A 16,907-nucleotide genomic window follows, 5' to 3' on the forward strand; every position below is an offset into this window, starting at 1 on the left:
TGCGGCCATGACCAGCCTGACGAAATCCATTGCGGCCTGTCGCCTGTGCGCCAATCGCTTCGCCGCGACCCAGACAGGCCATTCTCCACGCCCGGTTGTCTGGTTCCGGAAGGGCGCAAAGGTGCGCATCATCGGACAAGCACCAGGGTTGCGGGTGCACAAGTCGGGCCTGCCCTTTGACGATCCGTCCGGGGATCGTCTGCGCGACTGGATGGGGGTGGACCGCGACGTTTTCTATGACCGGACCCGCATTGCCATCACGCCAATGGGCTTCTGTTTTCCCGGCTATGACGCAAAGGGATCGGACCTGCCTCCACCCCGAATATGCGCGGAAACATGGGCGGATCGCGTAGACAATGCGCTGGCGGACACCCCCCTGACGCTACTGGTAGGTGGATACGCTCAGGCGCGGCACCTTGGCCGCGGCAAGGGCGTAACGGAAACGGTCAGGGGTTGGCGCGATCATGCGCCGCGGCTGTTTCCCTTGCCACATCCATCGTGGCGCAATACGGGATGGCTGAAAAAGAACCCGTGGTTTGAAACCGAATTGCTGCCCGTGCTGCAAGCTCGACTGGCCGAACTTCTGCAACCTTCCAGCGCAAAGGATGCGCCATGACCGACACGACCCGCCTTGATGATGCCCATGCCGCAATGCAGGCCGATCTGGAGGACGATGCCGCGCGGCTTCGGTTCTATGAACGTCTGGCGGATGGAGAGCTGTTTCTGCTTCTGAGCCAGGAACCCGAGGGCGATGACCTCTCGCCCGAGCTGTTCGAACTGGAAGGCGCGACATTCGCTCTTGTCTTTGATCGCGAGGAACGGCTGGCCGAGTTCGTCGGCGCCCCTGCCCCCTATGCCGCCCTGCCGGGGCGGTTGGTCGCCAATACGCTGGCGGGGCAGAACATTGGCCTGGGGGTCAATCTGGGCGTCGCACCGTCGTCAATCCTGATCCCGCCCGAGGCGATGTCGTGGCTGGCAGAGACACTGAAATCCGGCCCCGAACAGGTCGAGGCCCGGATTGCCGAAGTTCACCCCCCGTCGGTGCCGGACGCCTTGGTCGCCTCATTGGATGCCAAGCTGGCCTCGGCAGGTGGATTGGCCAGTCATGCCTGTCTGGCAGCAGTCACCTATGCGGATGGTCGAAAGGGTCACCTGCTTGGTTTTGTGGATGCCGTCGCCGGTGCCGAACGCGCTTTGGCAGGGGCCGCGAACGAAGCCCTGACCTTTTCAGGGCTTGAGGCCGGAGAAATGGATGTGGGGTTCTTTGCCAGCAAGGATCAGGCAGCAGGGAAGCTCGCAGCCCTTGGGATCCGGTTTGATCTGCCTGAACCCGAACCACAGGAACGGCTGGCACCGGTCGCGCCCGGTTCAGACCCGGACAAGCCGCCCATCCTGAAATGACGGGCTGAGGGGCAGCGTTCGACAAATTGCCGAACGCTGCAGCAATAATCAGCCTTTGGCCTTCTTCTCAAGCGCGTCCAGACGTGACTTCAGCGCCTCGTTTTCCTCGCGCGCTTTCTGCGCCATGGCCCGCACGGCATCGAACTCTTCGCGCGTCACGAAATCACGATCTGCCAGCCAGCGGTCCATCCAGCTTTTCATTGCTGTCTCGGCCTCGTCCTTTGCCCCCTGAGCCACGCCCATGGCGTTGGTCATCAACTGGGACATATCGTCCAATATCTTGTTGCGCGTCTGCATCGGCATCTCCTCGCTTGTTGGGGTCTATATGGGGATTCCCGAAGGCAGAGACAAGGTTGACTTGCCCCGCCGGACAGGGTCAGGAATGCGGCATGTTCTTGGCTATTCCCTTTCCCGCCATCTCGCCCGAAATCTTCTCGGTCGAGATTGGCACATTCACCTTCGCCCTGCGCTGGTATGCGCTGGGGTATCTGGTTGGCATCGCCATTGGCTGGTGGATCATCGCACGCGCGATTGCGCGCCCGGGCTTGTGGCGCGGCGACGCACCAATCACACGCGCGCAGCTCGAGGATCTGGCCACCTGGGCCATCGTCGGTATCGTGCTGGGGGGGCGCCTGGGCTATGTGCTGTTCTATGACCCGGGTTACTTTCTGCAAAACCCGCTGGAGATCCCGAAGGTATGGACCGGCGGCATGTCGTTCCATGGCGGCTTTCTGGGCATCATCGCCGTCACATGGCTGTTTGCCCGCAAACACGGGATTGCGGTGGCGAAGCTGGCCGACCTGTTGGCCATCGCAGCCCCCATCGGCATCGGGTTGGTGCGGATCACCAATTTCATCAATGCCGAACTTTGGGGCCGCCCGACCACCGCGCCCTGGGGTGTCATCTTCCCCGGCGAGGCGGCGCAGGACTGTCCGGGTTGGGATGTGGCGCTCGGCGCGTGTGCCCGCCACCCCAGCCAGCTTTACGAAGCGGTGCTTGAGGGGCTTTTGCTGGCCGCGATCCTTCTGACTCTGGCCTTCCGCCGCGGGTGGCTGAAACGCCCCGGCCTGCTGACGGGACTGTTCTTTTTGGGCTACGGGCTGTCGCGCTTCGTGGTTGAGTTTTTCCGGCAGGCAGATGCGCAGTTCATCTCGCCCGACAACCCGTGGGGTCATGTCCTCCGGCTTGGTGACTGGGGGTTGACCATGGGGCAGGTGTTGACGCTTCCGATGATCGTGATCGGGATTGCCACGATGATCTGGGCAACCCGCCATTCGCAATCACCTGCCGCCCCATGACCCCGCTTGCAAAGATACTGGCGCGACAGATCGCCACCGCTGGCCCGATTTCCGTCGCAGACTTCATGGCTGAATGTCTGCTGCATCCGGACCATGGCTACTACGCCACCCGCGACCCCTTCGGCGCGTCCGGCGATTTCACCACCGCCCCCGAAATCAGCCAGATGTTCGGCGAGCTGTTGGGGCTGGCACTGGCGCAAACCTGGCTGGATCAGGGCGCACCTGCTCCGTTTACATTGGCCGAGCTTGGGCCGGGTCGCGGCACCTTGATGGCGGACATCCTGCGCGCCACGGGACGTGTGCCGGGGTTCCGCGCCGCCGCCCGGCTGCATCTGGTCGAGGCCTCACCTGTTCTGAGGACGGCACAGGCCAAATCCCTTGCTCCACGCGACGTCACCCACCACGATACGGTCGACACGCTGCCGGATGCACCACTGTTCCTGATCGCCAACGAGTTCTTCGACGCCCTGCCCATCCGCCAGTTCCAACGGGACGGCACCGGCTGGCGTGAACGTCAGGTGGGGCTTGACGGGAGCCGGCTGACCTTTGGTCTGACTTCCCCCCTGCCCGTCCGCGATCTGGCGCACCGTTTGGACGACACGCGCGAGGGTGATCTGGTCGAAATCTGTCCCGCCAGCCCCGCAATCATGGCGCAGATCGCGACCCGGATCGAGGCACAGGGCGGCGCGGCGTTGATCATCGACTATGGGGATTGGCGATCGGTGGGCGACACGTTTCAGGCCATCGCGGCCCATGATCACGTTGACCCGCTGGCAACCCCCGGCACGGCCGACCTGACCGCGCATGTGGATTTCGAAGCTCTGGTGCGGTCCGCCGCCCCGCTGACCCCGCATCTTTTGACCCCGCAGGGCCTGTTTCTGGAGCGTCTGGGCATCACCCAACGTGCCCAGACCTTGGCCGCGAACCTGTCCGGCGACGCGCTGGAGGCCCATGTCAAGGCGCACCGACGCTTGACGCACCCGGATGAAATGGGGACGCTGTTCAAAGTGCTGGGGCTGACTCGCGCGGATGCGCCGGACCTGCCTGGCCTCACCCGAACACCCGACCAGACCGGCCCCGCATGACCCTTGAGATCATCACTTCCAACGCCCTGGCACCCATCCAACACGGGTTTTTCACCCGCCGTGGCGGTGCATCATCAGGCGTCTATGCCGGGCTGAACTGCGGGGCGGGAAGTCAGGATCAATCCGAACTTGTATCAATCAACCGCGACCGGGTAGCTGATGCAATGGGGGTGACATCTGACAAGCTGTGCGGCGTGCATCAGGTGCATTCGCCCGACGTGGTGCATGTGGACGGGCCGATCAATAGTGCCAAACCACAAGCCGATGCGCTTGTCACGGCGACCCCCGGCCTTGCCCTGACGATCCTGACCGCCGATTGCCAACCTGTGTTGTTCGCGGATCCCAAGGCCGGCGTGATCGGTGCTGCCCATGCCGGGTGGAAAGGCGCGCTGGACGGCGTGCTGGAGGCGACGATCGGCGCGATGGTCGACCTTGGGGCCATGCGGGACAACATCACCGCCATCATCGGTCCCACCATCAGCCAGCGGGCCTATGAAGTCGGGCCGGAGTTCCTGGACGCGTTCATGGGGCAGAACCCGGACTATGGCCGCTTCTTCGCCGGGGGCGAAGGGGACCGCGCGATGTTCGACCTGCCGGGTTTCGGCCTTTACCTGCTGCGCGAGGCAGGCGTGGGTCGGGCCGAATGGATCGGGCATTGCACCTATGGCGACCCGGATCGGTTCTATTCCTATCGACGCAGTTGCCACAGGAACGAGCCGGATTACGGGCGTCTGATCTCGGCCATTCGCCTGTAAGCGCACGGCACCCGGATCAGGGCGCCGATCCCAGCCGCGCCTCGAGCACGTCGAAGGGAACACCCGGTTCATCCTTGGCGCCGCGAATGACCAGCGATGTCTTCACCGAGGCCACGTTTTCGGCGGCTGTCAGTTCCTCGGTCAGGAAGGTCTGGAAGGTGGACAGATCCGGGGCCACACATTTCAGAACGAAATCGACCTCGCCATTCAGCATGTGGCATTCACGAACCAGCGACCAGCCCCGACACTGGTTTTCAAAGGCGGTCAGATCGGCTTCGGCCTGGCTGACAAGCCCGACCATGGCAAAGACCTGCACCTCGAACCCGAGCGCACGCGCATCGACATCAGCGTGATAACCGCGAATCAACCCTTGCTCTTCCAGCGTTCTGACCCGCCGCAGACAGGGCGGCGCGGAAATGCCCACACGTTTGGCCAGTTCGACATTGGTCATGCGACCATCGGCCTGAAGCTCGGCGAGAATCATGCGATCAATCGGATCAAGTTTGCTTGCGGTCATGGAGGAACCTTCTCGGGTGGGTCCACTGATCCCGGCAGAACCAGAGATTTCGTTGGAAATTGCGCAGAGATTACCGCCCAGAGATCGAATGCGCAACAATCTTTCGCGCCTGCGCAACATAATTTCCACTCAAACGCATATCGGCGCGACCGGATGTCCTGTCAACGGATGCGCAGACGGGCTTTCCACCAGCCCCCGGTCGCCTTATATGCGTTGCAAACCCAGAACGCTCAAGGAAATCCGCATGTCCGACACACGCAAAACCAAAGTCCTGATCATCGGCTCCGGCCCGGCCGGTTACACCGCCGCCGTTTACGCGTCCCGCGCCATGCTGGAGCCGATCCTTGTGCAAGGGATGGAGCCCGGCGGCCAGTTGACCACGACCACCGAGGTCGAGAACTGGCCCGGCGAGACCGAAATCCAGGGGCCCGACCTGATGGTCAAGATGGAAGCCCACGCGAAAGCCGTCGGGACCGACGTGGTCAGCGACCTGATCACGGATCTGGATCTGTCCGAACGCCCCTTCACCGCCACCGGTGACAGCGGCACGATCTACAAGGCCGACGCGGTCATTCTGGCGACCGGTGCACGCGCCAAGTGGCTTGGGCTGGACAGCGAAGAGAAGTTCAAGGGCTTCGGTGTGTCCGCCTGCGCGACCTGTGATGGGTTCTTTTACCGGGGCCAGGAAATCGTGGTGGTCGGTGGTGGCAACACCGCGGTCGAAGAAGCCCTGTTCCTGACCAACTTCGCGTCAAAAGTGACGCTGGTGCACCGCCGGGACGAACTGCGCGCCGAAAAGATCCTGATCAACCGGCTGATGAAGAACGAAAAGATCGAACCGCTGTGGGATCATGTGCTGGAAGAGGTCGTGGGCGACGAAGACCCGCTGGGCGTCACGGGCGTGCGCGTCAAGCATGTCAAAACCGGCGAGATCACGGAAATACCCGCCAAGGGCGTCTTTATCGCTATTGGCCATGCGCCTGCGAACGAGCTGGTCAAGGACGTGTTGGAGACCCATATGGGCGGCTATGTGGTGACGCAGCCCGACAGCACCGCAACCTCGATCCCCGGCGTGTTCGCGGCGGGCGATCTGACGGATTATAAATACCGCCAGGCGGTGACGTCGGCAGGCATGGGGTGCATGGCCGCGCTTGAGGCCGAACATTTCCTGGCCGAACAGGAATGATCCGGTTCACCGGCACGGTCTATCGCCTGATCTTTGTGGGTCAGGACGCGACCGCGCCGGTGCCATCGCCTGAAGGACGGTTTCACCATTCCGGCCAGCTGGCCATCTATACGTCCCTGACGGCCGAAGGGTGTGGGGTGGCGATCAAGCGGTACCTGCACCCGGATGACGCACCGCGCCATATCGTGCCACTTGCCGTCGATCTGGACCGTGTTGCCGATATTCGCGGTCAGGTGGGCGCCTCGGTCATCTGGCAGGACAATCGCGCTGCAGGCTGTCCCGCGCCGACTTGGGGGTACTCGGATCAGGCCCGCGCGGATGGGGCGCAGGGTTTGATGTATTCTTCACGATCCCGCCCGGATTTGACTCATCTGACCCTATTTACAACCGACCCGGGTGCCCTGCGCATGACCGGGCTGCCAATCCCGTTTCCCTAGAGGTAAAAGTGCGTTGCGCACGGGTCACGGTCTGCATTTTCCCGACATTCCCCATGTTTCTGCTTTGCCTTGGCGGCAATTCGTGCAATGCGTTCACGCGTGAACACTCTTTGAGTCGCTGTTATGACATCGCACCCGGTGAAAGCCAACTATGCCGAGGAAGACCAAATCTTCCGCCTTCTGCGCCAGCTTGATCTGGCGCCGGACGCGTCGCAACGCGCGACTGCGGCAGCGATCGGGATATCACTGGGGCGGCTGAATGCGCTGCTCCGCAACTGCGCTGATCGCGGATTGGTCCGCGTCAGCGAACGCGCCGGCCCCGACAAGCGCCCGCGCTTTGCCTATTCCATCACCTCTCAGGGTGCCGCCGAAAAGGTGCGCCTGAGGGATACATTCCTTGCCCGAAAATTCGCCGAATACGACGCCCTGCACGCCGAGTTGACCGGCACCTCCAGTGGCCTCTCGCCCTTAAAACACAGGACACATCCCATGCAGAACAACCTCTCTCCTATCCCCGAGCTCTATGTCTCGTATGAAAGTGCGCAGAAGCTGAAAGTCGAAGCCGCAGACCTGATCAGCCACGACCTGACCCAACGGCAAACCTGCGATCTTGAGCTTCTGATGAATGGCGGTTTCAACCCGCTGAAAGGCTTCCTGTCGGAAGAGGATTATAACGGCGTCGTTGACAACATGCGGCTGGCGGACGGCACTTTGTGGCCGATGCCCATCACGCTGGACGTTTCGGAAGATTTTGCAAACTCGATCGAACTGGGTCAGGACATCGCCCTGCGCGATCAGGAAGGCGTCATTCTGGCGACAATGACCGTCACCGACCGGTGGGAGCCGAACAAATCCCATGAGGCTGAGAAGGTTTTCGGGGCCGATGACGACGCCCATCCGGCCGTGAATTACCTGCACAACGTGGCGGGCAAAATCTATCTGGGCGGACCGATTGTCGGCATCCAGCAGCCCATCCACTATGATTTCCGGGGGCGTCGCGACACACCGAACGAATTGCGCGCCTATTTCCGCAAGTTGGGCTGGCGCCGCATCGTCGCGTTCCAAACCCGCAACCCGCTGCACCGCGCGCACCAGGAACTGACCTTCCGCGCCGCAAAAGAAGCGCAGGCCAACCTGTTGATCCACCCGGTCGTGGGCATGACCAAACCGGGCGATATCGACCACTTCACCCGCGTGCGGTGCTACGAGGCTGTGTTGGACCAATACCCCGCCGCCACCACGACGATGAGCCTTCTGAACCTCGCCATGCGCATGGCCGGCCCGCGCGAAGCTGTTTGGCACGGTCTGATCCGCAAGAACCACGGCTGCACCCACTTCATCGTCGGTCGTGACCACGCCGGCCCCGGCAAGAACTCGGCTGGTGAAGATTTCTATGGCCCCTATGACGCACAGGACCTGTTCCGCGAGTACGAGGACGAAATCGGCGTCGAAATGGTGGATTTCAAGCACATGGTCTATGTGCAGGACCGCGCACAATACGAACCGGCGGACGAGATTCTGGACAAGGACGACGTGACGATCCTGAATATCTCGGGCACCGAACTGCGCCGCCGCCTGTCGGAAGGTCTGGAAATTCCGGAATGGTTCAGCTTCCCGGCTGTTGTGGAAGAACTGCGCAAAACCAAGCCGCCGCGCGCCGAACAAGGCTTCACCGTGTTCTTCACCGGCTTCTCGGGGTCCGGCAAATCGACCATTGCCAATGCATTGATGGTTAAGCTGATGGAAATGGGCGGGCGTCCCGTCACGCTACTGGACGGCGACATCGTGCGCAAGAACCTGTCGTCTGAGCTTGGCTTCTCGAAGGAACACCGCGACCTGAACATCCGCCGCATCGGCTATGTCGCCTCCGAGATCACCAAGAACGGCGGGATTGCCATCTGTGCGCCCATCGCGCCCTATGCCACCACCCGCCGCGCCGTCCGCGAAGAGATCGAGCAGTTTGGCGCCTTTGTCGAAGTGCATGTCGCCACCTCGATCGAAGAATGCGAACGCCGCGACCGTAAGGGGCTGTATAAGCTGGCGCGTGAAGGCAAGATCAAGGAATTCACCGGCATCTCGGACCCCTATGACGTGCCGCAAAACCCCGAGCTTAGCGTCGAGACCGAGAATGTCGACGTGGACAACTGCGCCCATCAGGTGCTTCTGAAGCTGGAAAGCATGGGGCTGATCAAGGCCTAAGCCAACCAGACCGAAAAACGCAAAAACCCGGGGAATTCCCCGGGTTTTTATTGTTCGGATGGTCCGGTTCGTATCAGTGGATCGAGACCGGTGAAAAATCGTTCTGTCGCGCCAGTGCATAGGCCAGGTCGCGGTCGACCACCAAGGCCAGTTGCTCGCCGTCCTCGCGGTGGACGGCATAAAGCGTGTCAGCCCCGTCAGCCTGTTCGCGGGCCTCGTCCTGAATGGAATCTGGCAAGTCGTCGATCGCAACGGCTTTGACATAGACGATATTGCCAATCCCGAATTGGCCAAATGGAAGCTTATGGTTCATCGGCTCACCCCTTCTTTATCTGGATCGTCTGCACAAGACGCTCTGGTTCGGCGCGTTCAAGATCAATGTGCAACAGACCGTTTTCCGTGTGTGCCCCTTTGACGTCGACGCCATCGGCCAGCACGAAACTTTTCACGAATTGACGCCCGGCGATGCCACGGTGCAGGAACACGCGTTCCCGGCCGTCGTCGCCCTGCGCGCCCCGGATCACAAGCTTCGCATTTTCAACCGTGATCGACAGGTCGTCATCGGCAAAACCGGCAACCGCCAATGTAATGCGATACGCCCGGTCGCTGACCTGTTCTATATTGAAAGGGGGATAGCCGTCCTTGCCCGATTTCGCGGCCTGTTCGACCATACGCTCTAGCTGTTCAAAGCCAAGCAAGAAGGGATGAGTTCCCAAGTTCATCTTTGTCATCGACACGTCCTTGATAAAGCGACACGTTTGCAGGCCCCGCACAGGCGACCTTGTGAAAAATATGGGGTGTCGGACGAAGGGTTGCAAGAGCCGCTTTTCCTTGGCCTTGCGCCAGACTTGGCGTTAAACTGTGGCAGCAAATGGCCCAGAAAAGACGATCCGAATAAATGAGCAACGCCAAAGAGATGAAGACCGAAGAGGTGCTTCGTGTGGAGCTGGAAGTCTTTCGCGCCGAGCATCGGGATCTGGACGATGCGATTCACGCTCTTGAAGAACGCGGGATGGCGGATCAGTTGCAATTGCGACGTCTGAAAAAGCAGAAACTGGCCTTGAAGGACAAAATCTCGCGGATCGAGGACAAACTGACGCCGGACATCATTGCCTGATTGCATCGCGGCCCCAGCCCCTTATAAAGCGGGCTTCCAAGACACGAGGTCACAATGACAGATGTGAAAGTCGGGATCATCATGGGCAGCCAGTCGGATTGGCCCACGATGAAAGAAGCCGCCAATATTCTGGATGAGCTGGGCATTGCCTATGAAGCGAAGATCGTTTCGGCCCACCGCACCCCGGATCGCCTTTGGGAGTATGGAAAGACAGCAGCAGATCGCGGCCTACACGTGATAATTGCGGGCGCTGGCGGGGCGGCGCATCTGCCCGGCATGATGGCGTCAAAAACCCGCGTACCGGTGGTGGGCGTGCCGGTTCAGACCCGCGCCCTGTCGGGGGTCGACAGTCTGTATTCCATCGTGCAGATGCCCAAGGGCTTTCCGGTCGCCACCATGGCCATCGGCGCGGCGGGGGCAGCCAATGCAGGGCTGATGGCGGCGGGGATCCTTGCGGTCTCGGACCCGGCGCTGGCCGATCGGCTGGACGCCTGGCGCGCGGCGCTGTCCGCCTCAATCCCGGATGAGCCTGCCGATGACTGAGCCCCTGCCCACCGGATCGACAATCGGGATCCTTGGCGGCGGCCAGCTGGGCCGCATGTTGTCGGTCGCGGCATCGCGCCTTGGGTTCACGACCCATATTTACGAGCCGGGCGCCAATCCACCCGCCGGTCATGTCGCCGATCGTGTGACGACCGCCGACTATGACGACATCGCAGCGTTGGAGCGGTTTGCCGCTTCGGTCGACGTCATCACCTATGAGTTCGAGAACATCCCGACCGCAGCCCTCGACGCGCTTGAAGCGCATCGCAGCATACGCCCCGGTCGCGAATCGCTGCGTGTCAGTCAGGACCGGTTGACCGAAAAGGACTTCCTGTCCGGGCTTGGATTGCGCGTTGCCCCCTATAATAACGTCGAGACGGTTAACGACCTTAAACGCGCGCTCGAAACAGTTGGCACACCCTCGATCCTGAAAACCCGCCGCTTTGGGTATGATGGAAAAGGTCAATCCCGGATCACGTCCGCAGATCAAGCAGACCAAGCCTTTTCCGACATAGGCGGCGCCCCGTCGGTGTTGGAGGGCTTTGTTGATTTCACCCACGAGGTCAGCGTTATCGCGGCACGCAGTGCAGCGGGCGACATCGCCTGTTTCGACCCCGGAGAGAACGTGCACAAGGATGGCATTCTGGCCACCACGACTGTCCCGGCTCGTTTGAGCCACGCGCAGCGCACGGACGCTGTTCTGATGGCGGCCAAGATCCTGAACGAACTGAATTATGTCGGCGTCATGGGTGTGGAGCTTTTCGTTACATCTCAGGGGCTTATCGTCAACGAGATTGCGCCCCGCGTCCATAACTCCGGCCATTGGACACAGCAGGGTTGCAACGTCGACCAGTTCGAACAACATATCCGCGCGGTGGCGGGATGGCCTCTGGGCGACGGCGCGCGGTATGCTGATGTGGTCATGGAAAACTTGATCGGTGATGACATGGACAGGGTGCCCGACATCGCGTTGGAACCTCACGCGTCCCTGCATCTGTATGGCAAGGCCGAGGTCAAACCGGGTCGCAAAATGGGCCATGTGAACCGGGTCATCGCGACAAAGAAATAGAACTTTATCTACAATGGCCTTCTGCCCCACGCTTTCAGGTGGCTGTGGCATTATCTGGAAATTGAAAGTCGCGGCGTGATTGGTGCGTCCGGGTCTGGTCTGTTGCGGATCAGGGCGAGTATTCGACCACTGCGGCAGATTGCGGATTTGCGCTGGCCGCTACAAGATATATTGCGAAAACATGTTCCAAACCCCAAGTTTTGTGGCTAAGAAAAGCTGACTGAATGTTTTAAGTGATGGATTGTCATGTTGCGCTGTTCTTTGTTCGCCAAACCACTCGCCGCTCTCACGTTGATCTTTTTCTCGCAAGCCGCGCTGGCCGGAAGCCTGTCCGATCCGGTGATCGAAACCCCGGTCGACCGCATCGTTGTGGACAATCGCCCCTATTGGGAGGGCGCTTATGTCGGGGCCACACTGGGATATGATTTCAGCGGCGGTGACCGAATTGGCATCACGCAAGCGTCGGGCAACCGGTTCACGCTCGGCACCTATGAAAACAGCGGTTGGGCTGGCAGCCTGCGCGCCGGGTATCGCTGGCAAGTGGACCGCTGGGTCTTTGGTCCGGAACTGGCCATCGAAGGCGGAATGATCGAAGACAGTTTCGCGGCGCGGGGATATCGCGGCACGACCACGATGAATCATGCGCTGTCGCTGCGCCTGAAGGCTGGCTATGTCTGGCCGGTGCTTAATTCAATCGTCTATGGCACGGTGGGCGTGTCACGCGCTGAATTCGATTACAGCGTTTTGGGCTCCGGATCGGCGGGGCCAATCGCGATCAATGACACCTATACGACCAATGGCTACATTTTGGGCGTGGGCATCGAACAACCGCTGACCAAGCGCCTATCGCTCACCGGCGAGTACGAATACATGAACTACGGCAAGGATATGCTGTCGGACGGGTTGGGCAATGACACGCTGGCAACCCCCTTGTTTCACAGCGTCAAGCTCGGCCTGAACCTGCGGTTCTGATTGCCCCCTCTGCGGCCGTGCAAGCCCTCAGGCAGTGCGACGGAATGGGCGCAGGAACGCACCAAGGATCAAAGACACCAGAAGCCATCCGCCGACAAAGCCGATCCCGGCGCATAAAAGACCATCTGCCGTCACCGGGACGGCAGGGCGGAAATCTTCCCAGGTGCGTTTGGCCAGATCGGTATCGCGGAAGTGCCAGACCTTTGCAAGTCGTGCCATGGGTTCAGTGCCTTTCAGGGCGGTATAGGCGGTGTCCAGACGTTCAAACCGGGTAAAATTGGTCTTCATCTGGTCCCGCAACCTGTCCTGAAAATCCGTACCACCCATATTTTGCAGGGCTTCGTCGCGCGTATACCCGGCGGCCTTAGCGGTCAGATCGAACCCGGCGGTCACGATCTGCAATTCGGTCCGCGCACCGGCCAGCCGTTGCATGTACTGTTGTGTGAACTCGGGGAACTGGCTCATCGCCACCGCGCCTGCGATGCCGCCAATCATTGCCAAGGTTCGGATCATGTGCTTCACCTGCGCGTTTCTTATCTTTGCCATCAGCCTTCCAAAGCCGAGGGATCAGGTCAAGTCACAGCCCCCTTTGTCCGGAACAAACAACAAAGGCGCGCCGGATTGGCACGCCTTCGCTTTGGGTGTCGGCTTGATCAGAGGCCACGTACGCGGTGCGGTTCGAATATCTCGATGACCTTCGCCACGGCCGCGTCCGTCGTCAGTTCTTCGCTGTCTCCGGTTCGGCGGCAGGTCAGTTCAACCACCCCGTTTTTCAAACCGCGCGGCCCGACGGTGATGCGCCACGGCAGACCGATCAGGTCCATCGTCGCAAACTTGCCGCCCGCGCGTTCGTTGCGGTCGTCGTAAAGCGGCTCCAGCCCGGCGTTGGTCAGGTGCTGATACAGCGCCTCGCAGGCCGCATCGGCTTCGGCGTCGCCTTGTTTCAGGTTAACGATCCCGCAATGGAAGGGCGTCACGCCTTCGGGCCAGATGATGCCCTTGTCGTCATGGCTGGCCTCGATGATCGCACCCAGAAGGCGGCTGACCCCGATCCCGTGCGATCCCATGTGAACCGGCACCTGGTTTTGATCCTTGTCGACCACCGTCGCGCCAAGCTTGTCGGAATAGGTCGTGCCGAAATAGAAGATCTGCCCGACCTCGATCCCGCGCGCCACCCTGCGGCGATCTTCAGGCACCTTCTCGAACGCCGCTGTGTCATGGGTTTCGTCCGTGCGGGCATAGCGCGAAGTGAACTCGTCCATAACCCCCTGACATTGCGCCACATTGTCATAGTCGATGTCGCGGTCGCCAAAGGTCAAATCCGTGACTTCGCTGTCATAGAATACTTCGCTTTCGCCGGTTTCGGCCAGCACAAGGAACTCGTGTGTGTAATCCCCACCAATCGGACCTGAATCCGCGCGCATCGGGATGGCTTGCAACCCCATCCGTTCATAGGTGCGCAGATAGCTGACCAAATGGCGGTTATAAGCGTGCAGCGCGTCCTCTTTCGTCAGATCGAAATTGTATCCATCCTTCATATAGAACTCGCGCCCCCGCATCACGCCGAAACGCGGGCGGATCTCGTCGCGGAACTTCCATTGGATCTGATACAGGGTCAGCGGCAGGTCCTTGTAGGAATTCACATGCGCGCGGAAGATGTCTGTCACCATCTCTTCGGCCGTGGGGGAAAACAGCATGTCGCGACCGTGACGATCCTTCATGCGCAACATTTCCTCGCCATAGCCGTCATAGCGGCCGCTTTCACGCCATAGGTCGGCCGACTGGATGGTCGGCATTTGCATCGGGATGTGGCCGGCTCGGATTTGCTCCTCGTGCACGATATTCTCGATCTTGCGCAGCACCTTGAATCCCAACGGCAGCCACGAATAGATACCGGCGGATTGCTGTTTGATCATACCGGCGCGCAGCATGTAGCGGTGGGAAACGATCTGCGCCTCGGAAGGGGTTTCCTTCAGAACGGGCAGGAAATAGCGGGACAGGCGCATATGGACCTCTGTTCAATCACGACTTTGTCGACAGCGGTCTATGACATCAAGACAGGCGGGGCAATCACGCATTGATTGGCGCACTGGTTTTTCCGCGCGCCCCTGCCGGCGTCGCGCGGCACACAACCCAAAATCAGGCAAGCGGGCTGCCGGTCAGATCGTGCCCCCGACACTGATCGTGATCTTGGTTTCCTGATCCGGCGAGATATCGCCACCGGAATACGTGACACCCGCCTTGGTTTCACCGGAAATCGAAATTCCCGGATCGCGGGGTTCGTAGTCATGTCCGGTACAGGCCGACAGCAATACAGACCCCAGTAAGAGTACAAGACCAACGCGCATTGGATCCCCCTTTTCAAGATGTCGAATATCGCCGGTGGCATCAGTATTTCACCCAATTCCAGGCAGGGGCAAGGGCGAACTTGCACAGCGCCGCGGTGCACCCCGCGCAGGGCTGCACTTGAATTGCCACGCAAGCTGCGCGACATAGGGATCAGTATGTTGAGGAGCTGAAATGGCCTTACCCGTTCAGACGCAGGTGAAATTCTGGTCGATCACGATCGCCATTCTGGCGGTTTCGCTGTGGTATCTGGGCGACGTAATCATGCCCTTCATCCTGGGCGGTGCGATTGCCTATTTCCTTGACCCGATTGCCGACCGGCTGGAGGCGATGGGCCTGTCCCGCGTGGCGGCCACCGTGATCATCTCGGTCCTCGCGATCCTACTTTTCGTCATCGCCTTTCTGATGGTGGTGCCGACGCTTGTTTCGCAGGCAGTTGCCCTTGCCGACGCGGCACCCACGCTGTTGAAACGGCTGGAGGTCTTTCTGATCGAGAATATCCCATCGATCATAGACGAGGATTCGACCATACGTCAGTCGCTGGCCAGCCTGGGGCAAGCCATCAAGGAACGCGGCGGCGAACTGGTGGGCACGGTGCTGAGCTCGGCAATGGGCGTCATCAACATCGTGATTCTGTTGATCGTGACCCCGGTGGTCGCGTTTTACATGCTGCTGGACTGGGACCGGATGGTGGCCAAGATCGACGCCTTGCTGCCGCTGGACCACCGCCCCGCCATCCGTCAGATCGCCAGTGACATCGACCGCACTCTAGCCAGTTTCATTCGGGGTCAGGGCACGGTTTGTCTTGTGCTCGGCACCTATTACGCGGTCGCCTTGATGGCCGTCGGGTTGCAATTCGGGCTTGTCGTCGGCTTCATCGCGGGCCTGATCACCTTCATCCCCTATGTCGGTGCCATTGTCGGCGGCACCCTGGCCATCGGGCTTGGGCTATTCCAGTTCTGGGGGGATTGGTGGCATCTTGCGGCGGTCGCCGGGATATTCATGTTCGGCCAGTTTTTCGAGGGCAATATCCTGACACCAAAACTGGTGGGCAGCTCGGTCGGGCTGCACCCGGTCTGGCTGCTTCTGGCCTTGTCTGTGTTCGGCTCGCTGTTCGGGTTTGTCGGCATGCTGGTGGCGGTGCCCGTTGCGGCCGCGCTGGGAGTAGTTGCCCGGTTCTTTGTCGGGAAATATCAGGAAGGACTGCTTTATCAGGGTCTGTCCATTCCCGAAGCCCCCAAGACCAGTGACGAAGGCGACGCGGACTAATGGCACGCCAACTGACCTTCGACCTGCCCGCCCATGCGGCGCAGGGGCTGGATGATTTTCTGGTCACACCCTCTAATGCCACCGCCATGGCCGCGGTCGAGACGTGGCGGGACTGGCCAAACCGCAAACTGGTTCTGGTCGGCGACAAGGGCACCGGAAAGTCCCACCTCGCCCTCGTCTGGGCGGGGATGTCTGGGGCGGCCGTGATTGCTGCAAATGATCTGACCGGAGCCGACATTCAATCGCTTGCCGGTCGATCCGTCGTCGTCGAAGATGCCGATCAGGTCGCAGGCAACGCCCCGGCGGAAACCGCCCTGTTTCACCTTCACAACCTGGTTCTGGCCGAAGGTGGTCATCTGCTGATCACGGGAAAAACCGCCCCGTCGCGATGGGGGATCAGCCTGCCCGACCTGAAAAGCCGGCTGGAGGGGACGACACCCGCCACTCTGCACGCGCCCGATGACCTGCTGTTGTCCGCCGTGCTGGTCAAACTGTTCGATGACCGCCAGATCGCTGTCCCTGCCAATCTGATCGACTATCTTGTGCCCCGGATGGACCGGTCGCTTGCGGCTGCTGCAGCGTTGGTCGAGCGGCTGGACAAGGCCGCCTTGTCCGAAGGGCGCCCCCTGACCCGCAGCCTGGCCACTCGCGTCTTGCAAAAAGAAACGGGATCCGGGGCATAACGTCATCTTTCCGTCACATGCTGGCGTGTT

21 protein-coding genes are annotated in these 16,907 nt (G+C 60.8%); 14 read left to right on the forward strand and 7 right to left on the reverse strand.

The features are described 5' to 3' along the window. Window positions 1–7 precede the first annotated feature (7 nt). Both IE188_RS03995 and IE188_RS04000 read left to right on the forward strand, forming a co-directional pair. Complete coding sequence (locus IE188_RS03995) at window positions 8–616, forward strand: uracil-DNA glycosylase family protein (RefSeq protein ID WP_191285142.1); 609 nt, start codon at window positions 8–10, stop codon at window positions 614–616. Continuing rightward, on the forward strand, window positions 613–1,401 hold the full coding sequence (locus tag IE188_RS04000; protein WP_191285143.1) for an SseB family protein: 789 nt from the start codon (window positions 613–615) through the stop codon (window positions 1,399–1,401). Before IE188_RS03995 ends, IE188_RS04000 begins: the two co-directional genes overlap by 4 nt. Window positions 1,402–1,449: 48 nt before the next feature. On the opposite strand, the gene IE188_RS04005 is transcribed toward IE188_RS04000, so the two are convergent. Beyond that, window positions 1,450–1,698, reverse strand: a complete 249-nt coding sequence (locus IE188_RS04005) for an accessory factor UbiK family protein (RefSeq protein ID WP_191285144.1) — start codon at window positions 1,696–1,698, stop codon at window positions 1,450–1,452. A 92-nt stretch (window positions 1,699–1,790) separates the two neighbouring features. On the opposite strand from IE188_RS04005, the gene lgt reads away from it, so the two are divergent. From lgt to pgeF, 3 genes are read left to right on the forward strand one after another with little or no spacing between them, the layout of a single operon-like run. After that, on the forward strand, window positions 1,791–2,699 hold the full coding sequence (lgt, locus tag IE188_RS04010; RefSeq protein WP_191285145.1) for a prolipoprotein diacylglyceryl transferase: 909 nt from the start codon (window positions 1,791–1,793) through the stop codon (window positions 2,697–2,699). Continuing rightward, window positions 2,696–3,784: a class I SAM-dependent methyltransferase gene (locus IE188_RS04015; protein WP_191285146.1), complete on the forward strand. Its 1,089-nt coding sequence runs from the start codon at window positions 2,696–2,698 to the stop codon at window positions 3,782–3,784. Before lgt ends, IE188_RS04015 begins: the two co-directional genes overlap by 4 nt. Further along, window positions 3,781–4,539 carry a peptidoglycan editing factor PgeF gene (gene pgeF / locus IE188_RS04020; protein ID WP_191285147.1) on the forward strand — a complete coding sequence of 253 codons (759 nt, stop codon included), beginning with the start codon at window positions 3,781–3,783 and terminating at the stop codon, window positions 4,537–4,539. Before IE188_RS04015 ends, pgeF begins: the two co-directional genes overlap by 4 nt. A gap of 16 nt (window positions 4,540–4,555) precedes the next feature. On the opposite strand, the gene IE188_RS04025 is transcribed toward pgeF, so the two are convergent. Next, complete coding sequence (locus IE188_RS04025; RefSeq protein ID WP_191285148.1) at window positions 4,556–5,056, reverse strand: Lrp/AsnC family transcriptional regulator; 501 nt, start codon at window positions 5,054–5,056, stop codon at window positions 4,556–4,558. Between the two features lie 244 nt (window positions 5,057–5,300). On the opposite strand from IE188_RS04025, the gene trxB reads away from it, so the two are divergent. From trxB to IE188_RS04040, 3 genes are all read left to right on the forward strand, one after another. Beyond that, complete coding sequence (trxB, locus tag IE188_RS04030) at window positions 5,301–6,242, forward strand: thioredoxin-disulfide reductase (RefSeq protein ID WP_191285149.1); 942 nt, start codon at window positions 5,301–5,303, stop codon at window positions 6,240–6,242. After that, window positions 6,239–6,679, forward strand: a complete 441-nt coding sequence (locus IE188_RS04035; protein WP_191285150.1) for an RES family NAD+ phosphorylase — start codon at window positions 6,239–6,241, stop codon at window positions 6,677–6,679. Before trxB ends, IE188_RS04035 begins: the two co-directional genes overlap by 4 nt. Window positions 6,680–6,802: 123 nt before the next feature. Beyond that, window positions 6,803–8,878 (forward strand): bifunctional sulfate adenylyltransferase/adenylylsulfate kinase, encoded by a 2,076-nt coding sequence (locus tag IE188_RS04040; protein WP_191285151.1) that lies wholly within the window; start codon window positions 6,803–6,805, stop codon window positions 8,876–8,878. 73 nt (window positions 8,879–8,951) lie between these two features. On the opposite strand, the gene IE188_RS04045 is transcribed toward IE188_RS04040, so the two are convergent. Together IE188_RS04045 and IE188_RS04050 are read right to left on the reverse strand one after the other, a co-directional pair. Then, window positions 8,952–9,191: a DUF1150 family protein gene (locus tag IE188_RS04045; protein ID WP_191285152.1), complete on the reverse strand. Its 240-nt coding sequence runs from the start codon at window positions 9,189–9,191 to the stop codon at window positions 8,952–8,954. 4 nt (window positions 9,192–9,195) lie between these two features. Then, the gene (locus tag IE188_RS04050; protein ID WP_191285153.1) at window positions 9,196–9,609 is read right to left on the reverse strand and encodes an Hsp20 family protein; all 414 of its coding nucleotides are present in this window, start codon (window positions 9,607–9,609) and stop codon (window positions 9,196–9,198) included. A gap of 167 nt (window positions 9,610–9,776) precedes the next feature. Between IE188_RS04050 and IE188_RS04055 the strand changes: the two genes are divergently transcribed. The 4 genes from IE188_RS04055 to IE188_RS04070 all read left to right on the forward strand — a co-directional run bounded on the left by IE188_RS04055 (window position 9,777) and on the right by IE188_RS04070 (window position 12,579). Further along, window positions 9,777–9,995 (forward strand): YdcH family protein, encoded by a 219-nt coding sequence (locus IE188_RS04055; RefSeq protein WP_191285154.1) that lies wholly within the window; start codon window positions 9,777–9,779, stop codon window positions 9,993–9,995. A gap of 54 nt (window positions 9,996–10,049) precedes the next feature. Continuing rightward, window positions 10,050–10,538: a 5-(carboxyamino)imidazole ribonucleotide mutase gene (purE, locus tag IE188_RS04060; protein WP_191285155.1), complete on the forward strand. Its 489-nt coding sequence runs from the start codon at window positions 10,050–10,052 to the stop codon at window positions 10,536–10,538. Next, window positions 10,531–11,607, forward strand: coding sequence for a 5-(carboxyamino)imidazole ribonucleotide synthase (locus IE188_RS04065; RefSeq protein WP_191285156.1), 1,077 nt, complete (start codon window positions 10,531–10,533; stop codon window positions 11,605–11,607). Before purE ends, IE188_RS04065 begins: the two co-directional genes overlap by 8 nt. A gap of 246 nt (window positions 11,608–11,853) precedes the next feature. Then, window positions 11,854–12,579 carry an outer membrane protein gene (locus IE188_RS04070; protein ID WP_191285157.1) on the forward strand — a complete coding sequence of 242 codons (726 nt, stop codon included), beginning with the start codon at window positions 11,854–11,856 and terminating at the stop codon, window positions 12,577–12,579. 27 nt (window positions 12,580–12,606) lie between these two features. Here IE188_RS04070 and IE188_RS04075 read toward each other — a convergent pair whose 3' ends face one another. The 3 genes from IE188_RS04075 to IE188_RS04085 form a co-directional block, all read right to left on the reverse strand. Next, entirely contained in the window at window positions 12,607–13,125 is a 519-nt protein-coding gene (locus IE188_RS04075; RefSeq protein ID WP_191285158.1) for a DUF2937 family protein, read from the reverse strand. Between the two features lie 107 nt (window positions 13,126–13,232). Beyond that, window positions 13,233–14,585 (reverse strand): proline--tRNA ligase, encoded by a 1,353-nt coding sequence (proS, locus tag IE188_RS04080; RefSeq protein WP_191285159.1) that lies wholly within the window; start codon window positions 14,583–14,585, stop codon window positions 13,233–13,235. Window positions 14,586–14,738: 153 nt separating this feature from the next. Continuing rightward, window positions 14,739–14,927, reverse strand: a complete 189-nt coding sequence (locus IE188_RS04085; RefSeq protein ID WP_191285160.1) for a hypothetical protein — start codon at window positions 14,925–14,927, stop codon at window positions 14,739–14,741. A 172-nt stretch (window positions 14,928–15,099) separates the two neighbouring features. Between IE188_RS04085 and IE188_RS04090 the strand changes: the two genes are divergently transcribed. After that, entirely contained in the window at window positions 15,100–16,194 is a 1,095-nt protein-coding gene (locus IE188_RS04090; protein ID WP_191285161.1) for an AI-2E family transporter, read from the forward strand. Continuing rightward, the gene (locus IE188_RS04095; RefSeq protein WP_191285162.1) at window positions 16,194–16,877 is read left to right on the forward strand and encodes an HdaA/DnaA family protein; all 684 of its coding nucleotides are present in this window, start codon (window positions 16,194–16,196) and stop codon (window positions 16,875–16,877) included. Before IE188_RS04090 ends, IE188_RS04095 begins: the two co-directional genes overlap by 1 nt. Window positions 16,878–16,907: the final 30 nt, after the last annotated feature.

It is taken from the genome of Aliiroseovarius zhejiangensis, from assembly GCF_014656375.1.
In the GTDB taxonomy this organism is placed as follows: Bacteria; Pseudomonadota; Alphaproteobacteria; order Rhodobacterales; family Rhodobacteraceae; genus Aliiroseovarius; species Aliiroseovarius zhejiangensis.